The organism is Brevundimonas sp., from assembly GCF_030704825.1.
In the GTDB taxonomy this organism is placed as follows: domain Bacteria; phylum Pseudomonadota; class Alphaproteobacteria; order Caulobacterales; family Caulobacteraceae; genus Brevundimonas.
This window is the reverse complement of sequence record NZ_JAUYNX010000012.1, coordinates 72,764-97,330: the sequence shown is the minus strand read 5'-3', so window position 1 is coordinate 97,330 and position 24,567 is coordinate 72,764. Positions and strand designations below refer to the sequence as shown.

The window sequence follows — 24,567 nt, the reverse complement described above, 5'->3', positions numbered from 1 at the left end:
GCGGACGTCGAGGGATGGCGTCCGCCTGCTCGCCGCGCGCCGCTGGATGCGGACCGCCGACGCCTGATGGCCTCGTGTCCGCCCCGCGTCGCAGGCAGCAATGTCTGCGGCGGATGATCCGGCAAGGCCCGAATGTCAGGGCCGCCAGCCGGAGAGCGCGTGGAAAACGACCGCGCGGGGCAGGTCTGTCTCGTCGAAACGGTAAAACATTCAAGCACCGGGCGAGGCCCGGCCGCCCCGCACCCTCCCCGCACCGCCGCGAAAGCAGGCGGCGAAGAGTCACGCCCGCGCTCAAGCGGCGAGCGACCGCGTCGCGAGCGATGGCGCCCTGAAGAAAGCCCCGCGCTCAAGCAGCGAGCGACCGCGTCGCGAGCGATAGCGCCCTAGAGAAAGCTGTACGGATCCACATCCACGCTCAGCCGCACCGATCCCGGGACCTTCACCCGCGCCAGCCAGGCGCGCAGGAAGCCCTGCAGGTCGACGTCGCGGTCCGCCCGCACCAGCAGCCGCTTGCGCCGCCGTCCGCGCACGAGGGCCAGGGGCGCGTCGGCGGGGCCGTAGACCTCCAGCCGCTCGGCGTTGGGGATGTTCCCGGCCAGGTCGCGGGCGACCTTCTCGACCGCCGCGGCGTTCTCGCTGGACAGGACGATGGCCGCCAGCCGGCCGTGCGGCGGCAGGGACGCGGCCTCGCGTTCGGCCATCTCCGCCGCGACGAAGGCGTCACGGTCGCCGGCCGCCAGCGCCATCAGCACCGGATGCTCGGGCGTCCAGGTCTGCAGGATGGCCCGCCCCGGTTTGTCGGCCCGCCCCGCCCGGCCCGTGGCCTGGGTCAGCAGCTGGAAGGTCCGCTCGGCCGCGCGCAGGTCCCCGCCGCGCAGGCCCAGGTCGGCGTCCACCACCCCCACCAGCGTCAGATGCGGGAAGTTGTGGCCCTTGGCCGCCGCCTGGGTGGCCACCAGAATGTCGATCTCCCCGTCCGCCATGCGCTGGATCAGGGCCCGGGCGGACCGGGCGTCGGGCGCGGTGTCGCTGCTGAACACCGCCGTCCGCGCCTGCGGGAACAGCTGGCGCACCTCCTCCTCGACCCGTTCGACGCCCGGGCCGACCGAGACCAGCGAATCCTCCGCCCCGCAGGCCGGACAGTGTTTCGGCCGGATCATGGAGAAGCCGGTCAGGTGGCAGATCAGCCGCCCGGTGTAGCGATGCTCGACCAGCCAGCTGTCGGTGTCGGGCGCGGTCAGCCGGTGGCCGCAGACGCGACACAGCACCACCGGCGCATAGCCGCGCCGGTTCAGGAACAGCAGGGTCTGCTCGCCGCGCCGCAGGGTCTCGCCGATGGCCTCGCGCAGGGGCTGGGACAGCCAGGTCTGTGGGTCGGGCGGATTCTGGCGCAGGTCCAGCAGGGCGATGTCCGGCAGCACCGCCGCCCCATGCCGCGCCGCCAGCTTCAGCCAGCCGTAGCGGCCCTGATGGGCGTTCCACAGCGTCTCCAGCGACGGGGTGGCCGAGGCCAGCACCACCGTCGCCCCCTCGATCCGCGCCCGCGCCACGGCCAGGTCGCGGCCGTGATAGACCAGCCCCTCCTCCTGTTTGAACGAGCCGTCGTGCTCCTCGTCCACGACCAGCAGTTTCAGATTCACATAGGGCAGAAACAGCGCCGACCGGGCCCCGACGACAATGTTGCAGCGCCCTGCGGCCACTGCCTCCCACACCTGACGCCGGCGCGGCGGGGCGACGCCCGAATGCCATTCCGCCGGAGCGGCGCCGAAGCGGTCGGCGATGCGGGCGATCAGGGCCTGGGTCAGGGCGATCTCGGGCAGCAGGATCAGGATCTGGGCGGCGGGATCGGCCTTCAGCGTCCGCGCCGCCGCCTCCAGATAGGCCTCGGTCTTGCCCGAGCCGGTGACGCCGTCCAGCAGGAAGGGGGCGAAGCCGCCCCGGGCCGTCGCCTCGGCCAGCTCATGCGCCGCCGCCGCCTGATCGGGATTGAGCGTCGCCGGGGCGTGGTCGGGGTCGGGCGCGTCGAAGGCCGCGACCGCCTCGATCTCGATGACCTCCAGCACCCCTTCGTCGACCAGCCCCTTGACCACGCCCGACGACACATCAGCCGCCCGCGCCAGATCGGCTCCCGGCATGGACCGCTGGCCCAGCGCCTCCAGCACCGCCGTCCGGGCCGCCGTCGGCCGGGCCGTCGCCCTGTCGCCGACGCGCCGCACGCGGCGCTCGGGCCGGGGCTTCGGGGCGCGCAGGCCCTTCAGCGCCGCCGCCGCCATCTCGCCCGGGGCGCTCAGCGTCCAGCGGGCGGCCCATTCGACGAAGTCGACGGTGCGTTCGGGCAGGCGGGGATCGTCCAGCACATTGTCGATCGCCTTCAGCCGCCGGTTCGAGCCCGTGGTCTCCCGCGCCTCGGAGACGATGCCCCGCATCAGCCGCGGCCCCAGCGGCACGGCGACCTGGTCGCCGCGAACGACGTCCAGCCCCTCGGGCACCTCGTAGTCGAAGGCCTCGGGCACCGGCAGGGGAATGAGGACGCTGGCGACTTTCACCGCCGGGCCCGCTCCGCTAGAGAGACGCTCATGAAACTCTTCCTCGACACAGCCGACGTCGCCGTCATCAAGGACATGGTCCCCACCGGCATGGTGGACGGCGTCACCACCAATCCCTCGCTGATCGCCAAATCCGGTCGCAACATCGCCGAGGTCATCGCCGAAATCTGCGCCCTGGTCGAGGGCCCGATCTCCGCCGAGGCCGTGGCGACCGATTTCGAGACCATGGTGAAGGAAGGCGACAAGCTGGCCGCCATCGCTCCGAACGTGGTCGTGAAACTGCCCCTGACCTGGGACGGGCTGCGCGCCGCCCGCGCCTTCGCCGACAAGGGGATCAGGACCAACGTCACCCTGTGCTTCTCGGCCGCCCAGGCCATGCTGGCCGCCAAGGCCGGCGCCACCTTCATCTCGCCCTTCGTCGGCCGTCTGGAAGACCACGGCGCCGACGGCATCGGCCTGCTGGAGGAAATCCGGGTCCTGTACGACGTCCACGGCTTCGACACGCAGATCCTGGCCGCTTCCTTGCGCAATCCGAACCATGTCAGCGCCGCCGCCGTGGCCGGCGCCGACGCGGCGACCCTTCCGGCCGACGTTTTCAAGGCCCTGGTCAAACACCCGTTAACCGACAAGGGGCTTGATGCCTTCCTGGCGGACTGGGGCAAGACCGGTCAGTCCATTCTGTAGTTGATGCCTCGAGGAGAGGTTCGTGAGCGTTTCGCCTGACCTCTCGTCCAAGCCGGAAGAGCCGTACTGGCCGGAAATCCGCGCGTGGCTGCAGGCCAACGCCCAGATCCTGCTGGACGACCGCTCGCTGCTGGAAGAGATCGGGCTGAAACCCCACGGCCGCAATGTCGTGGAGTTCGGTCGCGCCGCCCTGACCCGGCTCGAGGAAGTCGCCGAACGCGAAGCCGACGCCCGCAAGCGGATCGAGAACATCGCCCGCGCCAATTTCGCCGCCCAGACCCAGACCCATGTCGCCGCCCTGGACCTGATGGAGGCGCGCAATCCCTCCGACCTGGCCCGCCGTCTCGATGCGGTGGCGCAGGGGCGGTTCGGACTGGCCGGCGCCGCCATCGCCCTCGAGAAGCCCGGCGGCGTGCCGTTCGGCTGGCGCGGCCTCGAGGCCGGCGGCGTCGATGCCCTTCTGGGCGAGCACGGCCTGACCTGGCTGGGCCCCAATTTCGACGGCCTGAAGCTGTTCGGCGCGGCCGAGGCCGGGGTGAAGTCGGTCGCCCTGATCCGCATGGCGCCCCAATTTCCCGGCGCCGAGGCGCCCGCCCGTCACGCCATCTGCGCCTTCGGCTCGCCCGAGGAAGACGGCTTCGCCCCGACCATGGGCTGCGAGCTGGTGGCCTTCATCGCCCGGGTGGTGGAACGGACCGCCGAACGATGGCCCATCCTCAGCTGACCGCGGATGAGGCCCTGTCGGCCTGGCTGGAGCATCTGGCCCACGAACGCCGGCTGGCTCCCAATACGCTGGAAGCCTATGGGCGCATCGGCCGGCTGTATCTCGCCTTCCTGCAGCGCCACCGCGGCGAGCCGCAACGTCTCGCCGATCTTGGAACCGTGACGGCGGCCGAGGTCCGCGCCCATCTGGCCGAGCGCCGGTCCGGCGACCGCCCGCTGGCGGCGCGGTCCATCAGCCAGACTCTGTCGGCCATCCGCGCCTTCCACGCCTTCCTCGACCGGCGCTGCGGCACGCCCGCGCCCCAGTTGGCCCTGGTGCGCGGGCCCCGCATCAAGCCCTCCCTGCCCCGGCCGGTCAGCGAGGATCAGGCGCGCGGCCTGATGCGGGAGCCGGACGCCGATCCCGACGCCGAACCCTGGGAGGCCGCCCGCGACCGCGCCGTCCTGATCCTGCTCTACGGCTGCGGCCTGCGGATATCCGAAGCCCTGTCCCTGACGGTCGCGGACGCGCCGCTGCCGGAGACGCTGCGCATCACCGGAAAGGGCGGCAAGACGCGGCTGGTCCCGGTCCTGCCGGCCGTGCGGGCGGCTGTGGACGCCTGGCTCGTCCTGCAACCCTTCCCCGTCGCTCCGTCCGACGCCCTGTTCCGGGCGCGCCGGGGCGGGCCGCTGGGGCCCCGCCACGTCCAGGCCATGGTCCAGCGCCTGCGCGGCCGGCTCGGCCTGCCGGCGTCCGCCACGCCACACGCCCTGCGGCACAGTTTCGCCACCCATCTGCTCGGGGCCGGCGCCGATCTGCGCGCCATCCAGGAACTCCTCGGCCACGCCAGCCTGTCGACCACCCAGAAATACACCGCCGTGGACGCCGGCCGTCTGCTGGAGGCCTATTCGGCCGCCCATCCGCGCGCCTGACAAGGGCGGGCTGGTCAGGACATACGAACCGGGTACAGTGCCGCCAGGGATCGCTGGGGAGGCGGCGCTGGGTTCGGATCAAATGCACAGGCTGGATCGTCGCGCCCTGATCGCTGGCCTGACATTCGCGGCCGGGGCCGGCGTTTCGCCCGCCGTGGCGCAGGAGGCCGAACCGGTCGTCCCGCCGATCCAGCTTCTGAGCAATCTGTTCACCCGGGTCGGGGCGGCGGTCTTCATCGAGGGTCGCGGACCCTTCACCTTCGTGATCGACACCGGCGCCGGGACGACCTCCGTCGCCGACTCTCTCGCCGACCGGCTGGCCCTGTCCCCCCTGCAGCCCATGCTGGTTCACGGCATCACCGAGGCGACCGTCACCCGCAGCGTGGCGGTCAACCGGCTCGTGCTCAGCGGTCTCGGGTTCCGCGACCTGGCCTGTCCGGTCTTCCCGCGCGCGCAGCTTGGGGCGGACGGCCTGATCGGCCTGGACGTGCTGGACCGGTTCAAGCTCAGGTTCGATGTCACCCGCCGGACGGCCAGCCTGACCATCCGCGGCGTCAGCATCGTTACGGGCGGCGACATGGCGACGGGCTCGCGCATCAACCGCGACGGCCTGCGGGCGGACCGAGGGCGTTTCGGCCAGTTGATCATCACCGCCGTGACCGTGGACGGCCAGGCCACGGCGGCCTTCGTCGACAGCGGTGCTCAGTATTCGATCGGCAATCAGGCTCTTCGAAGGGCGGTCGCGGCGCGTCGGCGGGACGGCGGACGCCTGGGTCGCGCCGTGCCGATCTACGGCGTCACGGGCCAGAGCCTGAGCGCCGACCTGGCCCAGGTGGACGATCTCAGGCTCGGCGCCGCCCGACTGGGTCCGACGCCGCTTCTGTTCGCCGACCTGCACTGTTTCGAGACGCTGGGACTGGCCGATCAGCCGGCCATGTTGATCGGCGCCGATCTCCTGGGCCGCTTCCGGGAAGTGACGCTGGACTTCCCGGGCAGCAAGGTGACCTTCGCCGGTCTCCGCCGGCAGACCACGCGGCTGCTGGAGATGCCGGGCCAGTAGGCCTAGGCCTGCATGGTCCAGCCCTCGACGCCCATGGCCGCCTGCTTGACGGCCTCGGAGCGGGTCGGGTGCGGGTGGCAGATGCGGGCTATGTCTTCCGAGGCTCCGCCGAAGGCCATGGCCACGCAGGCCTCGCCGATCATCTCGCCGGCCTGCGGACCGAGGATGTGGACCCCCAGAATGCGGTCGGTCGCGGCGTCGGCCAGCACCTTCGCGAAGCCGTCGGTCTCGTGGTTGATCTTGGCCCGGCTGTTGGCCGAGAATGGAAATTTGCCGACCTTGTAAGCGACGCCGTCCGCCTTCAGCTGGTCCTCGGTCTTGCCGACCCAGGCGACCTCGGGGGCGGTGTAGACCACGCTCGGCACCAGGTCGTAGTCGACATGGCCGGCCTTGCCCGCGATCAATTCGATCACCGCCACGGCGTCTTCCTCGGCCTTATGCGCCAGCATGGGGCCGTAGGTGGCGTCGCCGATGACCCAGACTCCGCCGGTTCCGGCTTTGAAATGATCGTTGGCGATGAAGCCGCGCTTGTCCGGCTCGACCCCGACCGACTCCAGCCCCAGGCCGTCCGTGTAGGGACGGCGTCCGATCGCCACCAGAACGACATCCCCCTTCAGCGTCTCGGCGGCGCCGCCAGCGGCCGGCTCGATGGTCAGTTCGACGCCGTCCTTGCCGGCTTTGGCGCCCGCGACCTTCGAGCCGAGCTTGAAGCTCATGCCCTGTTTGGTCAGGGAGCGCTGGAACGCCTTGGCCACGTCGCTGTCCATGCCGGGGGTGATCCGGTCCAGATACTCGACCACCGTCACCTCGGCGCCGAGACGGCGCCAGACCGAGCCCAGTTCCAGGCCGATGATGCCGGCGCCGACGACGATCAGGTGCTTCGGGACGGCCGGCAGCGACAGGGCCCCCGTGGAGTCCACCACCCGGCCGTCCTCAAAGGCCACGCCCGGCAGGGGCGTGGGCTCGGAGCCGGTGGCGATGACGATGTTCTTCGCGCCGAGGACAGAGACCGATCCGTCCGCTGCAGTCACGTCGACCTGGCCCGGGCCGGTGATGCGGCCGCGGCCGCGGACCCAGTCGACCTTGTTTTTCTTGAACAGGAATTCGATGCCCTTCGTCAGGGCGGTCACGCTGTCGTCCTTCTGGGACATCATCTGCGCGAGATTCAGTTTCGGAGAGACCTCGATGCCCAGGCCAGCGAAGTCCTTGCCCGCCGCTTCATACAGTTCCGACGCGTGCAGCAGGGCCTTGGAGGGCATGCAGCCGACGTTCAGGCAGGTCCCGCCGAGCGTCTCGCGCATCTCGACACAGGCCGCCTTCATCCCCAGCTGGCCCGCCCGGATGGCGGCGTTGTATCCGCCCGGCCCGCCGCCGATGATGACGACGTCATAGGGAACGGCTTCGGCCATGGTCTCTCTCGGGTCTGGTCGCGGGCGCGGGGAGGCGCGGGGAACCTAGCGGCCCCTCCGCGAGGGTCAACCGCGCATATGGGCTCTCCGGCCTCGCGCCGATAGCGGCTAGAAGTTGAGCTGGCCCGCCGTCCGCTTGCGGCGGATGCGCCGACCGGCCACCGCCACCAGAATTCCCAGCAGGAACAGGGCGCCCAGCATCAGCCAGACCGGATCGACCGGCAGGCCGTCGAAGGCTCCGGGGGCGGCCATGGTGGTGGGGCCGTCGGACCGGGCGGCGGCGTCGGCGCCCCCTTGCCGATCCAGCGCGAGACGGAGCACGGCGTCGGCGATGAAGCCGAGGAAATAGGCGGCCGCGGCCTTCGAATTGCCAGCTCCCAGCATCAGGGCGGCGATCAGATACAGGCCCACCGCCCCGACCCACAGGGTCCAGACCGGCAGGAAGCCGAACAGTTCGTCCCCGGCTCCGGCCTCGGCGCCCATTCGCGATGCCGCCACGTCGGGCCCGGCGCCTTCGAGGAAGGGAGATATGAACGGCCAGGCCAGCCAGCCGGCGTAACCGACGACCGCCAGCGCCACGATGAACCGCAACAGCTTCATGTCGAACCCTCCCGAGCCCCGTTAACCACCTTACCCCGGGGACCGCGGCGGCGAAAGCGGATGGTTCAGGTCGCGCTTGGCAGGGTGATCGAGACCTCGGCGCCTCCACCCGGCGCGCTGTCGATGGAGAGGGTGCCGCCCGACTGGCGGGCGAAGGCATAGGCTTGCGACAATCCCAGCCCCGCCGCCCCCTCGCGCGTGGTGAAGAAGGGCTCGACCGCCCGCGCGGCCAGGTCGCGATCCATACCGGGCCCGCTGTCCTTCACGCTCAGCCGCACCCCGCCCTCCAGCATGGTTTCCAGCCGCACCGCGACCGACCCCTTGCCCTCAACCGCCTCGATGGCGTTCCGTGTCAGTCCCTTCACCGCGCCCTCGAAGGCGACAGGATCCAGCCGCACCGGAGCCTTCTCGGAAGGCCCCTCGATCATCAGATCGACCCCGGGTCCGCCCAGGGCCCGCAGGCGCGTCTCCATGCCGCGCAACAGCACCCCGGCGTCGAGGACGCGCAGCACCGGCCCGTCGTCGCCTTGGGAGAAGGCGGTCAGTCGGCGGGTCAGCAGTTCGCCCTTCTGGCCGGCGGCCAGGGCCGCCTGTCCGATGCGGCGCACCCGGGCCGGATCGTCGGCCTGGCGCAGCATCATGTCGAGGGCCCCGGTCATCACTCCCAGCAGGGCGTTGAAATCGTGCGCCAGCCCCCCGGTCAGACGACCGACGCTTTCCATCCGGCGGCCCCCGGCCAGTTCGGCCTCGGCGTCCTCGACGGCCTTGCGCGCCGCTGTCCTGGCGGCTTCCGCCTCGTCGCGCGCGGCGGCGGCGGCGGCGAGCGCCTCACCTGCCTGCCGTCGTGCGGCTTCGGCGGTTTCGCGCAGGGCCAGGGTCTCGCTGGAGCCGGCCTCCGCCGCGCCCCCGCTCTCTACGATGACGGACTCCTGGGCCGGCGCCGGGTCGGCCCGCTCTCCGGCCAGCAGCAGGGCGTCGACTCCACCGCCGGCGTCGGTCAGGGGCAGCATGGACCAGCGGATGCCTTCCTCGGCGCCCTGACGCGAAACGAAGGCCTCCGCCTCGCCGGCCGGGGCGGACAAGGCGGCGCGCAGGGCCTGCCGGCCCTCGACGCGTTCGTCTCCGGCCAGGAACAGGTCGGCGAAATCGCCGACCGCCTCGCTGCCGCCCAGCACCAGCAGGGCGGTTCGGTTGGCCTCGCGCACCCGACCGTCGGCGCCGACGACCACCAGGGCGCTGGAGGCGGCGTCGAACACCCGGCGGGTCAGGTCGTCGGACGGCGACGCCATGGGTTCCGGCGCGATGACTTCCGGCGTCTGAAGGCTCTCGGTCTCGACGATGGCCGCGGTGGAGCCCGTGATCTGGCCCAGTTCGTTCTCGATCGGCATGGCCGTGACCGAGACCAGCATCTTGCGGCGCGAGGTTGGATTGGCGAGCAGATGCTGGAAGCCCCGCACCGTCTGGCCGCGCAGGGCGCGGGCGCTGGGCAGCAGGTCCGGCGGCACCGGTCGACCGTCGGGGAAGGTGATGCCCCAGGTGGCCGAATGGAAACGCAATCCGATCAGTTCGGCGTCCTTGCGGCCCAGAAGCTGGTGGGCGGCGCGGTTGGCGAAGACGAATTTGCCCTGTTTGTCGGTCTCGACCAGGGCCACGGGGATGGCGTTCAGCGTCTCGAACAGCCGCTTCTGGGAATCGTCGGCCACGCGCTGGACCAGATCCAGTTGGTCCGAGGCGCTGACGTGGCGCGTTCGGTTGCGCAGGGCGAACCACAGGGCGACGAGCCCCACTGTCCAGCCCAGGGCGGCCACCGCCCCCAGCACCCACACCCAGTTGACCTGGCCTTCGAGAAACATGCGACCCGACTGTCCCGTTCTGGCGCCCGTCGCGCCCGTTCGGGAGATACCTTGCAATCGGCGAACCGGACCCATCCGGTTTCGCCCCGAAGGCGACCTAGCCGGGGTGGAGCGCGCGGTCCAGCGTCAGCGCGCCGGATTGGGACAGCGATGTTCGCGGCGCGGCGACTGCGGCGGCGATCATTCGAACCCGCGGGCGCGCCGGCGCGCCTCCTGCCGCCGCCGGCGTCTGAAGAAGCGCGAGATCTCGGGCATGAACAGCAGGGCCGTCAGGGCGCTCGTTCCGACCAGCAGGAGAAGACCGTTCGCCATCTCAGCCCCAGCGATAGGGCAGGGCCGCGGCGAACAATTGCTCACGGTTGTTGACGCCCAGCTTGGCGTAGATGCGGCGGACGTGTGTGCGCGCGGTCTGGACCGAAACGGCGAACCGGCTGGCGGTCTGCTCGATCGACTGCCCGTCCAGGAGACTCCGCAGGATACGAATCTCGGAGGGGGTCAGCCGGAGGCTCTCGCCGATATCGGCCCACAGGTAACGGTCGACCTGGTCCATCGCCTGCCAGGTCAACATCCAGCCGGGCGGCGCGTCGACCGGGGCGATCGGCTCGACCCGCACCAGCCATCGTCCGCCGGCCTCCAGGGTCCAGACGCCGCAGGTCTCGCCCAGCCTGGCCAGAAAGGCGCGCAGGCTGTCTTCCTGCCGCCGCTGCGGCAGAACCAGCCGATCCTCGCCCAGGCGGATCGGACCTCGCCGCGACGCCAGGGCCAGCGCGGCGGCGCTGGTCCACAGCAGTTCCAGTTCGGCGCCCACGATCATCTCCATCGCCCGGCCCGTGGCCGCGCGATGCTCGAAATAGCGGCCCACATTCGTCCCGCGTCTTGTCGCCGGGGAAAAGGCGCGTTGCGCCAGCATGGCGGTGCTCTTGAACTGTTCGATCCGGGGCGGGAGGCTATAGCCGCGCGGAACCCGGACCCACGTCCGTCCGTCCCAATCGCTTGCCCATCCGTCCCAATAAGGGACGCGACGGCGGGCCGGGCCCCGGTCAATCCGTCCAGGTTTCGAAGCCGCATACAGGGGGTTCGCGACGGCGCCCCTCTCGCCCGTCCGTCGCCCGCTGGGCCGGCGGCGCGGCGACAGGACCGGGCATGCGGCTCTTGCTGATCGAGCTCAGGCGAGCAGCCGCGCCACGAGCACGCCGCCCAAAGAGGGGATTTTCTCGACTGGAGCGGGCGAAGAGATTCGAACTCTCGACCCCAACCTTGGCAAGGTTGTGCTCTACCACTGAGCTACGCCCGCACTCCGCGACGACCGCAACCGGTCTGTCTCGTCGAGAGGCGGGCCTATACCGGACCCGCCCGACCTGCCGCAAGCCCTTCCGCCAAAATTACCGGGGCGCGAGCCGGATCGCGCCGTCGAGACGGATGCATTCGCCGTTGATGTAGACGTTGCGCGCCAGCTCCAGCACCAGGGAGGCGTAGTCGGCCGGCGTGCCCAGACGGCTGGGGAAAGGGATGGCGGCGGCCAGGGCGTCCTGGATCTTCTGGTCCATGCCGGCCATCATCGGCGTCCACATGATGCCGGGCAGGATGGTGTTGCAGCGGACGCCCTCCTGGGCCAGGTCGCGGGCGACCGGCAGGGTCATGGCGTAGACGCCGCCCTTGGAGGCCGAATAGGCCGCCTGGCCGATCTGGCCGTCCTGGGCCGCGACCGAGGCGGTGTTGACGATCAGGCCGCGCTCGCCGTCGGCCATGGGCTCCAGCGTCACCATGCCGGCCGCCGACTGCGACAGGACCCGGAACGTGCCGAACAGGTTGACCCGCACGGTGCGCTCGAACTGGGTCATGTCGTGGGCGCGGATCTCGCCGGTGTCCTTCTTGCGGCTGACGGTCTTCTGGCCCGTGGCGATGCCGGCGCAGTTGACGGTCAGACGCTCCTGCCCGTGGGCGGCGCGGGCCTTTTCGAAACCGGCGGCGACCGAGGCGTCGTCGGTGACGTCGACGTGGCAGAAGACGCCGCCGATCTGTTCGGCGATGATCTCGCCGCGCTCCCCGTTCATGTCGAAGATGGCGACCTTCGCCCCGGTCGCCGCGATGGCGCGCGCCGTCCCCTCGCCCAGGCCCGAGGCTCCGCCCGTCACCACCGCCGCGATCGACCCGTCGAGTTTCATGGCCGGAGCCCCTATGTTGTCTGAACCTGAGAACGTCGCGGGGATTTAGCCGCCATGACCTCCAAAGCCAAACCGATCACGCCCGAAGAGGCGCTGGACCCGTCGCGCGCGCTCGTCCCGTCGATCCAGCAGGTCAACGAGGTGCGGGTGCAGAAGGGGTTCTGGCCCAAGATCCGGCGCACCGCGGCCCGCATCCCCTTCGCCCGGCAGGTGGTCAGCGTTTACTACTCCGCCCGTGATCCCGAGACGCCGACGGCGGCCAAGGGGATCATGCTGGGCGCGCTGGCCTATTTCGTCCTGCCGATCGACGCCATTCCGGACATTTTCGCCGGCATCGGCTTCACCGACGACGCGGCGGTGATCGCGGCCCTGATCGCCACCCTCGGCGCCAATATCAAACGGCGGCACAAGGACCAGGCCGACGCGGCGCTGGAACGGCTGCGCGACATCTGATCAAACGTCCGGCCCGACGGCCTGATGCGAGCGCAACCAGCCGGTGATCGACAGCCGGTCGCGCGGCGCGAAGCCGGCGACCTGGGTCACGGCGTGCCGCATCGGCACGGCGAATAGGTTCAGGGCGTTGAAAGCGGGGGCGAAGCCTTCCTCGATGTGGCCGTCCGCGCCCTCGAAGGCCAGCAGCCCGCCCCAGTCGGCGCGCCAGTCGCGGGTCAGGTTCAGCACATAGGCGTAGAGCCGGTTCTTGCCGGTCGCCGTGTCGTCATGGCCGGTCAGGACGTGGCCGGGCCGGTAGCGGGTGGCCTGGGCGTCGGCGAAATCGATGCGGTCGTCCCCGGTCACGCCCCGCACGAGGGAGAGGAAATCCTGTCCGTTGAGGAAGGCGAGCACCTCGCCGACGGCGTCCCGCGGGGCGTCCTGCGGCTCCATGTCCAGCCGGCGGGTGTCGAAGATGTACTGCATGCGGGGGTCGGCCCCGTCGATCCGGGCCTGGTCGATCCAGCCCTGTTTGCCGGGCTCGGCGGCGACGCGATCGGCCAGGGGCAGTTCGAAGGTCTCGCCCCCGGCGGAGACGCTGAGCTTCCAGCCGTCGAAGGTTTCCATGGCGGCGACCACCGCCTCGGCGCTGTCCGGATCGAGGACGCCGGGAATGTGCAGCCGCCGCCGCGCCTCGAACGCCGCGCGCAGAGCCGCGACGTCGAGCGAGGGCGACAGCCGGAGCGTCATGATTCGACCGTCACCACGACCTTGCCCATCACCGAGCGGTCGCCGAGGGCCTGGATGGCCTCGTGAGCCCGTTCCAGCGGGAAGGTGCGGCTGACGCGCGGGCGGATCTTGCCGTCCTCCCACAGGCGCAGCAGGTCGGCCATGTTGGCGGCGTGGGCGGCCGGGTCGCGCATCACCGCCGCGCCCCAGAACACGCCGATGACCGACACCGACTTGAGCAGGGTCAGGTTCAGCGGCAGGGACGGAATGCCGGCGGGGAAGCCGACCACCAGATAGCGGCCGTTCCAGTCCATGGCCCTCAGCGCCGGTTCGCAATAGTCGCCGCCGACCGCGTCATAGACCACGTCCGGCCCGTCGCGGCCCGAGGCCAGTTTCAGCTCGCCCGACAGCTCTTTCTGGGCCGCCTTGTCCATCTTGCCGGTGGGATAGATCAGGCCGTTGTCGGCCCCGGCCTCCAGCGCGAACTGGACCTTGTCGTTGGTCGAGGCGGCGGCGATCACATGGGCGCCCATGGCCTTGCCCAGCTCGACCGCCGCGACGCCGACGCCGCCGGCGGCCCCCAGCACCAGCAGGCTCTCGCCCGCCTTCAGCTGCGCCCGGTCCTTCAGGGCGTAGTATGAGGTGCCGTAGGTCATCACCAAGGCGGCGGCGGTCTCGAAATCCATGGCGTCGGGAATCTTCATCACCGAGGCCGCCGGCACCGCCAGCCGTTCGACCATGCCGCCCCAGCCGGGCACGGCGATGACGCGGTCGCCCTTGCGGACATTCGTCACCCCCTCGCCGATGGCCTCGACCACGCCCGCCACCTCGCCGCCGGGCGAAAAGGGCCGCTGCGGCTTGAACTGGTATTTGTCCTCGATGATCAGGGTGTCGGGGAAGTTGACCCCGACCGCCTTCACCTCGATCACCACCTCGCCCTTCATCGGGCGCGGGTCCAGCACCTCCTCGACCACCAGGGTTTCGGGACCGCCGGGCGCCCTGGACAGAACTGCGCGCATGGGAGGGTCTTTCGCAAAGGCGTCCCGCCCCGGTGGCGCGCGCGTCGGCTTGAGGCTAATCAGCGCCACGCCCGTTTGAAAGAGGCGATCCGGAGACGACCCTGAATGACGGCCCTCATCCTCCACGGCGGCGCGGGCGCCCGGCGCGAGCGGAACTACGACCGCGAGATCGCCCATATGCGCGAGGTGGTGGAGGCGATGAAGGCGCGGCTGGACGCGGGCGCCAGCGCGCTGGACGTGGCGGTCGAGACGACGGTGCTGCTGGAGGACTCCGGCCTCTATGTCGCCGGGCGCGGGGCCTCGTCCAATCTCGCGGGGGCCTATGAGCTGGACGCCAGCCTGATGGACGGCGCGACGGGCCGGGCCGGGGCGGTGGCGGCCTTGCAGGGGTTCCGCAATCCGATCGTCGCCGCCCGCGCCGTCATGGACCGCACGCCGCATGTCATGCTGGCGGGGGAGGGGGCCGCCCTGTTCGCCCTCGACCAGGGGCTGGAGCCCATCGCCGACGAAGAGGCCTGGTTCACCCGGGCCGGGCAGGGCGAGGACAATCATCCGCCCGGGACCCTGAGCCACGGCACCGTCGGCTGCTGCGTGCTGGACGGCGAAGGCCGGCTGGCGGCGGCGACCTCGACGGCGGGCGTGTTCGGCAAGATGCCGGGGCGGGTCGGCGACACGCCCATTCCGGGGGCCGGCAGCTGGGCCGACGGCCGCGTGGCGGTCTCGGGCACCGGCCAGGGCGAGTATTTCATCCGCGTCGCGGCCTGCGCCCAGGTCAGTTGGCGCGTCGGGGCGGGCCAGACCCTCGCCGAGGCGGGCCGCGCCGTGATCGAGGAGATCGGCGCCCTCGGCGGCGACGGCGGCCTGATCGCTCTCGACCGCGACGGCAACATCGCCGCGCCGTTCAACAGCCAGGGCATGAAGCGGGCCTGGCTGACGCCTGCCGGCGAGATCGGGGTCGAGGTGTTCGGGCGCTGAGCCGGGGGTTTTTGCCCGGATACAATCTGCAAAACACCGTCCACTCCGTCCATAGAGTCCGGTCCGTCGACCGCTGAGGCGGGGATTTCACCCGGGCGCAATCTGTAGGCGCCGTCCATTCCGTTCGTAGAGTCCACTCCGTCGATCATGGCGCCTGGGTGGTTGCGTCCATGCACCGGCCGGACCGCAGTCTGGCAGGCGGGTACGTCAGGATCGGTCGCAGGCGCCTTACGGCGAATTAACTCCCGGTCGAACGCGGTTCGTTCTATGCCGCCGCGCGCCAAGCCAAAGCCTGGCGCGAACCGGGAGCCCGAAATGAAGTCCGCCACGACCGCCGTCCTCGCCGCCGCCCTGCTCGCCGCCACCGCCTGCGCGCCTGTGATCGAGGGCGGCCCGCCCGTCCCCCTGCCGATCGGCCTGCAGGAAACCGCCCAGGTCGGCAGCCTCACCCTGTCCACCGCCATGCTCAACGCCGAAGACGATTTCGCCGACACCTTCTCCGAAGAGGTTCACGAGGAACTGGGCCGCTGCATGTGGGGCACGGCGCCGATCGACGTCCGGGTCCACATCGACGGGATGCAGCGCGCCGGACGGCTGGAGACCCTGATCAACGGCGACGGCGTCCACACCCTGTCGGGCACGGTGGAGTTCGTCGATCCGGCCGACGGCAACCGCGTCCTCGGCCGGTTCCCGGTGTCGGTGGCGACGAGCGCCCGGGGGCGCGCCGGCGGCCTGCTGGGCGACCGGCAAATGATGGTGTCGGAGGAGTTCGGGCGGGCCGTGTGCGAGCAGGCGTTCGGGCGGAATCCGCGCGATCGGGGTCCGCACAACGCGACGGGGGGATAAGGCCGCCGCTCAGGCCGGGCGTTGCGCGGCCGGCGGGAAGACGAGGACCTCACCGTCCGCCGGAATCCGCAGCCGGCGACGTTCCGGCCCGTCAAGGTCCGCAGCCGCGCGTTCGAGGTCGGCGCGCGAGACCGTCGCGTGATCAACCGCGTCCATATGTGTCGCCACGACGGTCGCGGGCGCGGACAGCCGCATGGTTTCCAGAACCATGGCCGTATCCATGACCAGCGGCGCCGACCCCTCCCAGTCCGCGCCGCATGCGTGCACGACGACGACATCCGGCCTTTCGGACCGGATCACCTGTCGCACCTCGTCGCACAGGATGCTGTCGCCGACCCAGTAGACGGAAGGTTCGCCCGGCGCGCGCAACAGGAAGCCCGCGACCTCGCCCATGGCTTCGAGGACCTCGTCCGGTCCGTGTCGCCCCGGCGTCAGGACGATCTCTACCGGACCGACCCTGGTCGGCCGGGTGATGGCGGAGACATGGGCCAGGCCGAACCCCTCCAGCCCCGCCACGTCATGCTCAGGCGCGAACACCGGCGTGCCCGGACGGATCGCCGCCGCCGCCGCCATGTCGAAATGATCGGAGTGCAGATGCGAGATCAGTACGGCGTCTATCGCCTCGACGACGGCCTGCGCGGGCATCGGCAGGTCGACGAGGGGCGAGCGGACGTCGCCCGAATAGCTTCGTCCCTCGCCCTTCGCCGCGAGCCACGGATCGATCAGCAGGGTGACGCCCGCCATGGACACGCGAATCGTGGCGCTGCGGACGAGCTGTATCTGCAATCCGGGCTCCCTTGCGCGACCTTTTGATTACTCCGCCGTACCGCGCGCCAGGTTTCTCAGCACGTAGGGCATCACCCCGCCGGCCTTGAAGTAGTCCAGCTCGGTCTGGTTATCGATGCGGCAGCGGACCGGGAAGCGGGCCATCTTGCCGTCCGAGGGGCGGAACAGCTCGACCCACAGGTCCTGACGCGGACGCAGGCGGCCGACATTGGCGTCGGTGAGGCCGCGGATGGTGACGATCTCCTCGCCCGTCAGGCCCAGACGCAACCAGCCCTCGGCCTTGAACTGCAGCGGCACCACGCCCATCCCGACCAGGTTGGAGCGGTGGATGCGCTCATAGCTCTCGGCGATGACCGCGCGCACGCCCAGCAGGCGGGTGCCCTTGGCCGCCCAGTCGCGCGACGAGCCCGTGCCGTATTCCTTGCCCGCGAACACGACCAGCGGCCGGCCCTCGGACTGGTAGCGCATGGCGGCGTCGTAGATCGACATCGTGTCCTGCGACGGGAAGTGGCGCGTGACGCCGCCCTCGATGTCGGGGGTGATCTTGTTGCGGATGCGGATGTTGGCGAAGGTGCCGCGCATCATGACTTCGTGGTGGCCGCGGCGGGCGCCGTAGCTGTTGAAGTCGAGGGCGTCGACGCCGCGGCCCGACAGATAGACGCCGGCGGGCGAGGTCTTCTTGATCGAACCGGCCGGGCTGATGTGGTCGGTGGTGATCGAGTCGCCGAAGATGGCCAGCACGCGCGCCTCGACGATGTCGGAAACCGGGGCCGGCTCCATCGACAGGCCTTCGAAGTACGGCGGGTTGGCCACATAGGTCGAGGCCTCGTCCCAGGCGTAGGTCTGGCCGCCTTCGACCTTGATGCCCTGCCAGTGCTTGTCGCCCTTGAACACGTCGCCGTAGCGTTTGGCGAACATGGCCGGGGTGACCGACTTCTTCTGGATGTCGGCGATCTCCTTCGAGGTCGGCCAGATGTCCTTGAGGAAGACGTCCTTGCCCTTCTTGTCCTTGCCGATCGGATCCTTGGAGATGTCGATCCGCATCGAGCCCGCCAGGGCGTAGGCGACGACCAGCGGCGGCGAGGCCAGATAGTTGGCCTGGACGTCGGGGTTCACCCGGCCTTCGAAATTGCGGTTGCCCGAGAGCACGCTGGTCGCGACCAGGCCGTTGTCGTTGATCGCCTTCGAAATGGTCTCGGCCAGCGGACCCGAGTTGCCGATGCAGGTGGTGCAGCCGTAGCCGACCAGATTGAAGCCCAGGGCGTCCAGATCGGCCTGCAGGCCGGCGGCGGTCAGATAGTCGGTGACTACCTGCGAGCCGGGGGCCAGCGAGGTCTTGACCCACGGCTTGACCTTCAGGCCCAGCTTGTGGGCCTTGCGCGCCACCAGGCCGGCGGCGATCAGGACCGACGGGTTGGAGGTGTTGGTGCAGCTGGTGATGGCGGCGATGACCACGTCGCCGTCGCCGAGGTCGAATTTCTCTCCCTCGACCTTGACGCGCGGGGCGTCGGCCGGGCGGCTGAAGACCTCGCCGAGGGCGGTCTCGAACGACGGGGCGGCGACGGTCAGCTCGACCTTGTCCTGCGGACGCTTCGGGCCGGCCAGCGAGGGCACGACCTCGCCCATGTCCAGTTCCAGCACGTCGGTGAAGATCGGGTCTTCCGAGGTTTCGTCGATCCACAGGCCTTGCGCCCTGGCGTAGGCTTCGACCAGGGCGACGCGCGCCTTGTCGCGGCCCGTGGCGGTCAGATAGTCGATGGTCGCGCGCGACACCGGGAAGAAGCCGCAGGTGGCGCCGTATTCGGGGGCCATGTTGGCGATGGTGGCCTGGTCCTCGATGGTCAGGCTGGTCACGCCGGGGCCGAAGAATTCGACGAACTTGCCGACGACGCCCTTCCTGCGCAGCATCTGGGTGACGGTCAGCACCAGGTCGGTGGCGGTCGTGCCTTCGGACATGGCGCCGGTCAGTTTGAAACCGATCACTTCCGGGATCAGCATCGGGATCGGCTGGCCCAGCATGGCCGCCTCGGCCTCGATGCCGCCGACGCCCCAGCCCAGAACGGCCAGGCCGTTGATCATGGTGGTGTGGCTGTCGGTGCCCACGACGGTGTCGGGATAGGCGACGGTCTTCTTGCCCTCTTCCAGCGTCCAGACGGTCTGGGCCAGATTCTCCAGGTTCACCTGGTGGCAGATGCCGGTGCCGGGGGGCACGACGCGGAAATTGTTGAAGGCCGACGAACCCCAGCGCAGGAATTTATAGCGCTCGATGTTGCGCTCGTATTCGCGCTCGACGTTCTGGGTGAAGGCGCCGGGCGTGCCGAAATGGTCGACCATGACCGAGTGGTCGATGACCAGGTCGACGGGGTTCAGCGGATTGATCTTCGTTGCGTCGGCGCCGAGGGCCGACATGGCGTCGCGCATGGCGGCCAGGTCGACCACGGCGGGCACGCCGGTGAAGTCCTGCATCAGCACCCGGGCCGGGCGGAAGGCGATCTCGTGCTCGACCGAACCCTTGTTCTCGGTCCAGGCGGCGACGGCGCGCAGGTCGGCCTCGGTGACGGAAACCCCGTCCTCGTTGCGCAGCAGGTTCTCCAGCAGCACCTTCATCGAGCGCGGCAGACGGGAAATCCCGGCCAGACCGGCTTCCTCGGCGGCGGGAAGGCTGTAATAGGCGTATTTCTTGCGCCCGACGGAAAGGTCCTGACGGGTCTTGAGGCTGTCGTTCGACGGCATGGAGAGGCTTCCTCTGGTCAACGCCGCCCGACAATCCGGTTGCACGAACGCGCGACTTGCGGCGGGGCGCACAGGTCCCCGACGCGCGCGGCGAACGCCTGCTGCGGCGGGGCCGGATATAGCGAGGGTTCCTTCCCCCGTCCATGTATCCGCGTCGGGCGCATGGGTATTGAGAGGAGTTCGCAACTGGAGGGGGCGCGGATGATTTCCGTTTCCGGCCTGACCGTCTCGCGCGGCGAACGGACTCTCTTTCGCGACCTGTCGTTCTCGCTGGCCTCCGGCGAGGCCCTGGCGCTGACCGGGGCCAACGGGGCGGGCAAGACCTCCCTGCTGAGGACGCTCGCCGGCTTCATCCGCCCCGACGCCGGGACCGTGGCCTTCGCCGCCGCCGATCCGGCCGGGGCGCGGGCGAACCACATCCACTGGCTGGGCCATCTGGACGGATTGAAGGGGGCGCGCCGGGCCCGCGACGAACTGGCCTTCCAGGCGGCGTGGCTCGGGGCCGGGGCCGACGGGATCGCCGCCGCCGTGGACGTCCTGGCGCTGGAGCCCCTGCTGGATCTGGAGGTGCGCAAGCTGTCGGCCGGCCAGCGCCGCCGCCTCGCCTTCGCCCGGCTGATCGCCACGCCCCGGCCGATCTGGCTGCTGGACGAGCCCTTCGCCCCGCTGGACGCCCGCTGGCGCGCCGCCCTCGGCCTGCTGATGCAGGCCCACCTCGACAAGGGCGGCGGCATCATCGCCGCCGTGCACGACCCCCTGCCCCTTCCGGCGCGCGGCCTCGACATCGGAGCGGGCCGGTGAGGGCGCTGACGATCCTGTGGCGGCGCGAGCTGGCCCTGGCCTGGTCGGGCGGGGGCGGGCCGCTGCTGGCCTGCGGCTTCTTCCTGTGCCTGACGGCGCTGGTCCCGCTGGCCGCCGGGGGCGACCCGTCGGGCCTGAAGCCGGTCGCGGGCGGGATCGCCTGGCTGGCCCTGGCCCTGTCGTCGATCCTGTCGCTGGAGCGGCTGTTCGAGCGCGACCACGAGGACGGCGCGCTGGACCTGATCGCCCTGGGGCCCGTCCCGCTGGAGCTGGTCGTGCTGGCCAAGGCCAAGGCCCAGTGGCTGGCCGTGGGGGCGCCGCTGGCGATCACCGCCCCGGTCGCCGCCATCACCCTCGGCCTGCCGCCCGGGCAGGCTCCGCTGGTCGCCCTGTCGGCGCTGATCGGCGCCCTCGGCTTCGCCCTGACCGGGGCGCTGGGCGCGGCCCTGGCCCTGGGGTCGAAGCGGGGCGGCCTGCTGATCGCCGTGGTCGTCCTGCCGCTGTTCATCCCGCCGGTGGTGTTCGGCGCGGGGGCGCTGGAGCGGGCCGTCAACGGACTGGACCCGGCCCCGGCCCTGGCCTTCCTTGGGGCCTATGTCCTGTTCGCGGCGGTGGTCACGCCCTTCGCGGGGGCCGCCGCCATCCGCAACGCCCAGGGCTGACCCGGTCAGTGCAGGCCGACCGTGCCCCGCAGTCCGGCCAGGATCACGGCCGGATCGTAGCCGACGCCTGACTTGAACACATACTGGAACCGGTCCAGCGCCGCGGGATCGGTCGACGGGTCGCCGTCGATCAGGATCAGGTCCGCCCGCTTGCCCGGCGCGATCGAACCGACCTCGGCGTCGCGGCCCAGCAGCCGGGCCCCGTCCAGCGAGGCGATCCGGACCACGGTCTCGAAATCGAACCCGGCCTCCAGCATCAGCTGCAGCTGGCGGCGCGAGGAAAAGCCGGGAATGACGCCGCCGTAGCCGGTCGGATCGGTGCCGGCGACCAGGGTCCCGCCGGCCTCGGCGAAGGCCCGTTCCAGCCGCATCATATTGGCCAGCAGGTTGCGCGAGCCGTCATCCGTGCGCTCCTGGATCAGGGGCCAGATCTGCTCGTACTGGGCCCGGACCGGCGGGGTCAGCAGCTCCAGCGCGCCGTCCGGCGCCCTGGGCCGGCCGGTCGTCAGGGTTTCGATGATCGTCAGGGTCGAGGTCAGGACGACGCCCCGGTCGACCAGATGCCGGATCAGGGCCCGGACCTCCGGCGCGTCCGGGTCGAGCGCCGCCAGCGAGGCCTGGACCGCGGCGTCGTCGGGACAGACGTCCGGCTGTTTGCCGGCCACGAAATCCGTGGCGGCGAAGAAGCCGTGCTCGAGGTTGTCGATGCCGAGGTCGGCCGCCTCGCGATAGGTCACCGAACAGAGATGGCCGGTGACCTTCTGGCCGCGGGCGTGGGCCAGTTCGATCACCCGCCCCAGCTCGGCGCGGCGGATCTCCATATAGGTCTTGTACGAGGTCGCCCCCTCGGCGGCCCAGTATTCGACCATGCGTTCGGCGTCGTCGGCGCCCTCCAGCGCATTGACCTGGACGATCGGCAGGCCCGGACCGTTCAGATAGGGGGCGGTGACGTCCATGTCCGGCCCGGGCGTGCGGCCGGCCGCGATCTCGTCCCTCAGGTTCAGGTCGGCGTACGGGGACATCGACCCGGCCGTGCGCATCGTGGTCACGCCGCCGGCGAGATAGAGGCGCGGAAAGCTGAAGCTCATCTCGCCATAGTTCATCCGGCCGGTCGGATAGAACATGTGCTCGTGCATCAGGACGAGGCCGGGGGTCAGGGTCTTGCCGGCGCCCTCGATCACCCGGGCGCCGTTCGGAGCCGCGAGGCCGGGGCCGACGCCGGCGATGCGGCCATCGCGGATCAGAACGCTCATGCCGGGCCGGGCGCGCGCGCCGGTTCCGTCGACCAGCCGCACGTCGCGGATCAGGATCACGGGTTCGTCGAACGCCACATACGCCGGGCGTTGCGGAGCCGGCGCGGCCTGCGCTTCCGGCGGAGCGGGAACCTGGGCGAGGGCCGGGCCGGCGGCCAGGGCCAGGGCCAGTCCGGCCATGATGACGCAGGCGGTAGTCATGATCGATCCTCCGACACCGCCAACAGCTAGCGGACCCCGGCCGGCCCGGCCACTTAAGCCTTGGTAACCTGGGCCGTCAGGCCTTTTTGACGAACTCGGTCCGCAGGACGAGGCCGCGCACCTTCTCGACATTGGCCTCGATCTCGTCCGTATCCCCGGTCAGGCGGATGTTCTTCACCAGCGTCCCCCGCTTCAGCGTCACCCCGCCCGAGCCCTTGACCTTGAGGTCCTTGATCAGGGTCACGCTGTCGCCGTCGGCGAGGATGTTGCCGTTGCTGTCTTTTGTCACGTCGTCGGTCATGGAGGGGCCTCTCGGGTCGGAAGAGCCGTCGCCTTAGCATGCCCGCACCCCACCCGCGCCACTCCGGTGAAGTCCCCATATGGCGCGCGCCCTCCCGGCCCGCTAAAGAGCCGGCGATGTTCGGCCTCGCCAATCCCGACCGGTTCCTGCGCTTCACCCGCCCGCTGACGCCGGTGCTGTGGGGGCTGGCCGTCGTCCTGCTGGCGGCGGGGGCGGGGTTCAGCTTCGCCGCGCCCGAGGACTATCAGCAGGGCGACACGGTGCGGATCATGTTCGTGCACGCGCCGGCCGCCACCCTCGGCCTGATGGCCTATGGCGCCCTGGGCGTGTCCAGCTTCTTCGCCCTGGTGTTCCGCCATCCGCTGGCCGACGCCGCCGCCCGGGCCGCCGCCCTGCCCGGCGCCGCCTTCACCGCCCTGGCCCTGGTCACCGGCAGCCTGTGGGGCAAGCCCATGTGGGGCGCCTGGTGGGCGTGGGGAGACGCGCGGCTGATGTCGGTGCTGATCCTGTTCCTGTTCTATCTCGGCTATCTGGCCCTGCGGGCCTCGATCGACGACGAGGCGAAAGCCGCCCGCGCCGCCGCCGTGCTGGGGCTGGTCGGACTGGTGAACCTGCCGATCGTCAAATTCTCGGTCGACTGGTGGAACACCCTGCATCAGCCGGCTTCGCTGCTCAGGGCCGACGGGCCGTCGATATCGGCAGTCTATCTGACGCCGCTGCTGATGATGATGGCCGCCTACGCCGCCCTGTTCCTGGCCATCTGGGTGACATCGATCCGCACCGAGATCGTCCGCCGCCGGGTCGTGTCGATCCGCGCCCGCAAAGCCCTGGAGGCCTGAGCATGTTCGACCTCGACATGGGCCGCTACGCCGCCTTCGTCTGGCCCGCCTGGGGCCTGAGCGCCGCCGTGCTGGGCGTGCTCGCCGCCCGCGCCGTGATCGCCGCCCGCCGCTGGTCGGCCGATCTGCGGCGGCTGGAAGAGATCCCGCCGTCATGAGCCGGTGGCTGTCGCTGATTCCGCTGGTCGTGCTCGTGGCGCTGGCGGCCCTGTTCATCGGCTGGTCGCTGAAGCGCGATCCCTCGATCAAGCCCGACGCCCTCGTCGGACGGCCGATACCGGAAACCGTCCTGCCCATGCTGACCGGCGACGTGGCGGGTCCCGGCCACCTGGACCTCAAGACCGCCGGCGTCGGCAGGCCGATGCTGGTCAATGTCTTCGCCAGCTGGTGCGCGCCGTGCCGGGTCGAGCACCCCAATCTGATGGCGCTCAAGGCCCGCGGCGTCGCCGTCGTCGGCGTGGCCTGGAAGGACGAACCCGTCGCAACCCGCGCCTTCCTCGACGAACTGGGCGACCCCTATTCCATGGTGCTGGTCGATCGGGAGGGCCGCGCCGGTCTGGACCTCGGCATCAGCGGCGCGCCGGAGACCTTCGCCGTCAACGCCATGGGCGTGGTCGTGGCCAAGTCGTCGGGGCCGCTGGTCGACGCCGCCGAGATCGAGCGGCTGGTCGAGGCCATCCAGGCGCCGTCCCGGCCCCTGCCCACGGCCACCGCCCGCGGCCCGGGTCGTTAACCCATTTCCGACGGTTTTCATTAACCCTGTCGGCATGAGCGCGATTCGTCCCCAGTTGCCCGCCGCCCTGTTCCCGCCGCACCCCGCCGGGCAGACGCCCGTGCGCGCCTCGCGCTCGGACTTCTTCAAGGCCGCGCTGGACGCGGTGCAGTCGGCCCCGGCCGAGCCGGGCCTGCGCGCCGCGGCCCCGCAGCCCACGCCGGCGGCGTTCGAGGAGCGACCGACGCGTCCCGGCGCCCTGCTGGACATCCGCGTCTAGAACCGCCGATTCGGCCTTCACGCGAAAATGAGCGGCGCGGTTTCGT

26 protein-coding genes and 1 tRNA gene are annotated in these 24,567 nt (G+C 70.7%); 13 read left to right on the top strand and 14 right to left on the bottom strand.

Annotated elements, in window-relative coordinates; translation table 11 throughout:
- Positions 1–383: 383 nt before the first annotated feature.
- Positions 384–2,546, bottom strand: coding sequence for a primosomal protein N' (locus tag Q8Q71_RS05140; protein WP_305758571.1), 2,163 nt, complete (start codon positions 2,544–2,546; stop codon positions 384–386).
- A gap of 30 nt (positions 2,547–2,576) precedes the next feature.
- Between Q8Q71_RS05140 and fsa the strand changes: the two genes are divergently transcribed.
- The 4 genes from fsa to Q8Q71_RS05120 all read left to right on the top strand — a co-directional run bounded on the left by fsa (position 2,577) and on the right by Q8Q71_RS05120 (position 5,925).
- A complete protein-coding gene (fsa, locus tag Q8Q71_RS05135) occupies positions 2,577–3,230 on the top strand; it encodes a fructose-6-phosphate aldolase (RefSeq protein ID WP_305758570.1) in 654 nt (217 codons plus the stop codon).
- Positions 3,231–3,252: 22 nt separating this feature from the next.
- On the top strand, positions 3,253–3,954 hold the full coding sequence (locus Q8Q71_RS05130; RefSeq protein WP_305758569.1) for a DUF484 family protein: 702 nt from the start codon (positions 3,253–3,255) through the stop codon (positions 3,952–3,954).
- Positions 3,936–4,865: a tyrosine recombinase XerC gene (locus tag Q8Q71_RS05125; protein WP_305758568.1), complete on the top strand. Its 930-nt coding sequence runs from the start codon at positions 3,936–3,938 to the stop codon at positions 4,863–4,865. The genes Q8Q71_RS05130 and Q8Q71_RS05125 overlap by 19 nt, the downstream gene beginning before the upstream one ends.
- Before the next feature lie 82 nt (positions 4,866–4,947).
- Positions 4,948–5,925, top strand: coding sequence for a retropepsin-like aspartic protease (locus Q8Q71_RS05120; RefSeq protein WP_305758567.1), 978 nt, complete (start codon positions 4,948–4,950; stop codon positions 5,923–5,925).
- A gap of 2 nt (positions 5,926–5,927) precedes the next feature.
- Here the strand turns inward: Q8Q71_RS05120 and lpdA are convergent, their stop codons facing one another.
- The 7 genes from lpdA to Q8Q71_RS05085 form a co-directional block, all read right to left on the bottom strand.
- The gene (gene lpdA, locus Q8Q71_RS05115) at positions 5,928–7,334 is read right to left on the bottom strand and encodes a dihydrolipoyl dehydrogenase (protein ID WP_305758566.1); all 1,407 of its coding nucleotides are present in this window, start codon (positions 7,332–7,334) and stop codon (positions 5,928–5,930) included.
- Between the two features lie 108 nt (positions 7,335–7,442).
- Complete coding sequence (locus tag Q8Q71_RS05110; protein ID WP_305758565.1) at positions 7,443–7,934, bottom strand: hypothetical protein; 492 nt, start codon at positions 7,932–7,934, stop codon at positions 7,443–7,445.
- Positions 7,935–7,999: 65 nt separating this feature from the next.
- Entirely contained in the window at positions 8,000–9,787 is a 1,788-nt protein-coding gene (locus tag Q8Q71_RS05105; protein WP_305758564.1) for an ATP-binding protein, read from the bottom strand.
- Between the two features lie 180 nt (positions 9,788–9,967).
- Positions 9,968–10,099 (bottom strand): hypothetical protein, encoded by a 132-nt coding sequence (locus Q8Q71_RS05100; protein WP_305758563.1) that lies wholly within the window; start codon positions 10,097–10,099, stop codon positions 9,968–9,970.
- 1 nt (position 10,100) lies between these two features.
- Positions 10,101–10,697: a helix-turn-helix transcriptional regulator gene (locus Q8Q71_RS05095; RefSeq protein ID WP_305758562.1), complete on the bottom strand. Its 597-nt coding sequence runs from the start codon at positions 10,695–10,697 to the stop codon at positions 10,101–10,103.
- A gap of 309 nt (positions 10,698–11,006) precedes the next feature.
- Positions 11,007–11,081 (bottom strand) — tRNA-Gly (locus Q8Q71_RS05090).
- Positions 11,082–11,169: 88 nt separating this feature from the next.
- Complete coding sequence (locus Q8Q71_RS05085; RefSeq protein ID WP_305758561.1) at positions 11,170–11,952, bottom strand: SDR family NAD(P)-dependent oxidoreductase; 783 nt, start codon at positions 11,950–11,952, stop codon at positions 11,170–11,172.
- Positions 11,953–12,006: 54 nt separating this feature from the next.
- Between Q8Q71_RS05085 and Q8Q71_RS05080 the strand changes: the two genes are divergently transcribed.
- Entirely contained in the window at positions 12,007–12,405 is a 399-nt protein-coding gene (locus Q8Q71_RS05080; RefSeq protein WP_305758560.1) for a YkvA family protein, read from the top strand.
- Here the strand turns inward: Q8Q71_RS05080 and Q8Q71_RS05075 are convergent, their stop codons facing one another.
- Both Q8Q71_RS05075 and Q8Q71_RS05070 read right to left on the bottom strand, forming a co-directional pair.
- Entirely contained in the window at positions 12,406–13,134 is a 729-nt protein-coding gene (locus tag Q8Q71_RS05075) for a 2OG-Fe(II) oxygenase family protein (RefSeq protein ID WP_305758559.1), read from the bottom strand.
- Positions 13,131–14,132: an NADPH:quinone oxidoreductase family protein gene (locus Q8Q71_RS05070; RefSeq protein WP_305758558.1), complete on the bottom strand. Its 1,002-nt coding sequence runs from the start codon at positions 14,130–14,132 to the stop codon at positions 13,131–13,133. Before Q8Q71_RS05070 ends, Q8Q71_RS05075 begins: the two co-directional genes overlap by 4 nt.
- Before the next feature lie 105 nt (positions 14,133–14,237).
- On the opposite strand from Q8Q71_RS05070, the gene Q8Q71_RS05065 reads away from it, so the two are divergent.
- Both Q8Q71_RS05065 and Q8Q71_RS05060 read left to right on the top strand, forming a co-directional pair.
- Positions 14,238–15,107, top strand: coding sequence for an isoaspartyl peptidase/L-asparaginase family protein (locus Q8Q71_RS05065; protein ID WP_305758557.1), 870 nt, complete (start codon positions 14,238–14,240; stop codon positions 15,105–15,107).
- Between the two features lie 378 nt (positions 15,108–15,485).
- Entirely contained in the window at positions 15,486–15,953 is a 468-nt protein-coding gene (locus Q8Q71_RS05060) for a hypothetical protein (protein ID WP_371315929.1), read from the top strand.
- A 9-nt stretch (positions 15,954–15,962) separates the two neighbouring features.
- Here the strand turns inward: Q8Q71_RS05060 and Q8Q71_RS05055 are convergent, their stop codons facing one another.
- Both Q8Q71_RS05055 and acnA read right to left on the bottom strand, forming a co-directional pair.
- Positions 15,963–16,739, bottom strand: coding sequence for an MBL fold metallo-hydrolase (locus Q8Q71_RS05055; protein ID WP_305758555.1), 777 nt, complete (start codon positions 16,737–16,739; stop codon positions 15,963–15,965).
- A gap of 27 nt (positions 16,740–16,766) precedes the next feature.
- Positions 16,767–19,472 (bottom strand): aconitate hydratase AcnA, encoded by a 2,706-nt coding sequence (acnA, locus tag Q8Q71_RS05050; protein ID WP_305758554.1) that lies wholly within the window; start codon positions 19,470–19,472, stop codon positions 16,767–16,769.
- A gap of 201 nt (positions 19,473–19,673) precedes the next feature.
- Between acnA and ccmA the strand changes: the two genes are divergently transcribed.
- Both ccmA and ccmB read left to right on the top strand, forming a co-directional pair.
- Positions 19,674–20,273: a heme ABC exporter ATP-binding protein CcmA gene (gene ccmA / locus Q8Q71_RS05045; protein ID WP_305758553.1), complete on the top strand. Its 600-nt coding sequence runs from the start codon at positions 19,674–19,676 to the stop codon at positions 20,271–20,273.
- The gene (gene ccmB / locus Q8Q71_RS05040; RefSeq protein WP_305758552.1) at positions 20,270–20,935 is read left to right on the top strand and encodes a heme exporter protein CcmB; all 666 of its coding nucleotides are present in this window, start codon (positions 20,270–20,272) and stop codon (positions 20,933–20,935) included. Before ccmA ends, ccmB begins: the two co-directional genes overlap by 4 nt.
- A 5-nt stretch (positions 20,936–20,940) precedes the next feature.
- Here ccmB and Q8Q71_RS05035 read toward each other — a convergent pair whose 3' ends face one another.
- Positions 20,941–22,389 carry an amidohydrolase family protein gene (locus Q8Q71_RS05035; RefSeq protein WP_305758551.1) on the bottom strand — a complete coding sequence of 483 codons (1,449 nt, stop codon included), beginning with the start codon at positions 22,387–22,389 and terminating at the stop codon, positions 20,941–20,943.
- Positions 22,390–22,465: 76 nt separating this feature from the next.
- The gene (locus Q8Q71_RS05030) at positions 22,466–22,690 is read right to left on the bottom strand and encodes an alkylphosphonate utilization protein (RefSeq protein WP_055754537.1); all 225 of its coding nucleotides are present in this window, start codon (positions 22,688–22,690) and stop codon (positions 22,466–22,468) included.
- 116 nt (positions 22,691–22,806) lie between these two features.
- Here Q8Q71_RS05030 and ccmC point away from each other — a divergent pair, with 116 nt between their 5' ends.
- Genes ccmC through Q8Q71_RS05010 form a run of 4 tightly spaced genes read left to right on the top strand, consistent with a single transcriptional unit; the run spans position 22,807 to position 24,521 of the window.
- Entirely contained in the window at positions 22,807–23,529 is a 723-nt protein-coding gene (gene ccmC, locus Q8Q71_RS05025) for a heme ABC transporter permease CcmC (protein ID WP_305758550.1), read from the top strand.
- Positions 23,530–23,531: 2 nt separating this feature from the next.
- Complete coding sequence (ccmD, locus tag Q8Q71_RS05020; protein WP_305758549.1) at positions 23,532–23,687, top strand: heme exporter protein CcmD; 156 nt, start codon at positions 23,532–23,534, stop codon at positions 23,685–23,687.
- Positions 23,684–24,262 (top strand): DsbE family thiol:disulfide interchange protein, encoded by a 579-nt coding sequence (locus tag Q8Q71_RS05015; protein ID WP_305758548.1) that lies wholly within the window; start codon positions 23,684–23,686, stop codon positions 24,260–24,262. Before ccmD ends, Q8Q71_RS05015 begins: the two co-directional genes overlap by 4 nt.
- A 34-nt stretch (positions 24,263–24,296) precedes the next feature.
- A complete protein-coding gene (locus tag Q8Q71_RS05010; RefSeq protein WP_305758547.1) occupies positions 24,297–24,521 on the top strand; it encodes a hypothetical protein in 225 nt (74 codons plus the stop codon).
- Positions 24,522–24,567: the final 46 nt, after the last annotated feature.

Bases quoted from the DNA above. Each gene is read 5' to 3' on its own strand.
- Q8Q71_RS05075 (WP_305758559.1), bottom strand. From the start codon at position 13,134: ATGACGCTCCGGCTGTCGCCCTCGCTCGACGTCGCGGCTCTGCGCGCG.
- Q8Q71_RS05080 (WP_305758560.1), top strand. From the start codon at position 12,007: ATGACCTCCAAAGCCAAACCGATCACGCCCGAAGAGGCGCTGGACCCG.
- Q8Q71_RS05110 (WP_305758565.1), bottom strand. From the start codon at position 7,934: ATGAAGCTGTTGCGGTTCATCGTGGCGCTGGCGGTCGTCGGTTACGCC.
- Q8Q71_RS05015 (WP_305758548.1), top strand. From the start codon at position 23,684: ATGAGCCGGTGGCTGTCGCTGATTCCGCTGGTCGTGCTCGTGGCGCTG.
- Q8Q71_RS05105 (WP_305758564.1), bottom strand. From the start codon at position 9,787: ATGTTTCTCGAAGGCCAGGTCAACTGGGTGTGGGTGCTGGGGGCGGTG.
- Q8Q71_RS05085 (WP_305758561.1), bottom strand. From the start codon at position 11,952: ATGAAACTCGACGGGTCGATCGCGGCGGTGGTGACGGGCGGAGCCTCG.
- Q8Q71_RS05035 (WP_305758551.1), bottom strand. From the start codon at position 22,389: ATGACTACCGCCTGCGTCATCATGGCCGGACTGGCCCTGGCCCTGGCC.
- Q8Q71_RS05070 (WP_305758558.1), bottom strand. From the start codon at position 14,132: ATGCGCGCAGTTCTGTCCAGGGCGCCCGGCGGTCCCGAAACCCTGGTG.
- lpdA (WP_305758566.1), bottom strand. From the start codon at position 7,334: ATGGCCGAAGCCGTTCCCTATGACGTCGTCATCATCGGCGGCGGGCCG.
- ccmC (WP_305758550.1), top strand. From the start codon at position 22,807: ATGTTCGGCCTCGCCAATCCCGACCGGTTCCTGCGCTTCACCCGCCCG.
- acnA (WP_305758554.1), bottom strand. From the start codon at position 19,472: ATGCCGTCGAACGACAGCCTCAAGACCCGTCAGGACCTTTCCGTCGGG.
- Q8Q71_RS05125 (WP_305758568.1), top strand. From the start codon at position 3,936: ATGGCCCATCCTCAGCTGACCGCGGATGAGGCCCTGTCGGCCTGGCTG.
- ccmA (WP_305758553.1), top strand. From the start codon at position 19,674: ATGATTTCCGTTTCCGGCCTGACCGTCTCGCGCGGCGAACGGACTCTC.
- fsa (WP_305758570.1), top strand. From the start codon at position 2,577: ATGAAACTCTTCCTCGACACAGCCGACGTCGCCGTCATCAAGGACATG.
- Q8Q71_RS05100 (WP_305758563.1), bottom strand. From the start codon at position 10,099: ATGGCGAACGGTCTTCTCCTGCTGGTCGGAACGAGCGCCCTGACGGCC.
- Q8Q71_RS05095 (WP_305758562.1), bottom strand. From the start codon at position 10,697: ATGCTGGCGCAACGCGCCTTTTCCCCGGCGACAAGACGCGGGACGAAT.
- Q8Q71_RS05065 (WP_305758557.1), top strand. From the start codon at position 14,238: ATGACGGCCCTCATCCTCCACGGCGGCGCGGGCGCCCGGCGCGAGCGG.
- Q8Q71_RS05030 (WP_055754537.1), bottom strand. From the start codon at position 22,690: ATGACCGACGACGTGACAAAAGACAGCAACGGCAACATCCTCGCCGAC.
- Q8Q71_RS05120 (WP_305758567.1), top strand. From the start codon at position 4,948: ATGCACAGGCTGGATCGTCGCGCCCTGATCGCTGGCCTGACATTCGCG.
- Q8Q71_RS05010 (WP_305758547.1), top strand. From the start codon at position 24,297: ATGAGCGCGATTCGTCCCCAGTTGCCCGCCGCCCTGTTCCCGCCGCAC.
- ccmD (WP_305758549.1), top strand. From the start codon at position 23,532: ATGTTCGACCTCGACATGGGCCGCTACGCCGCCTTCGTCTGGCCCGCC.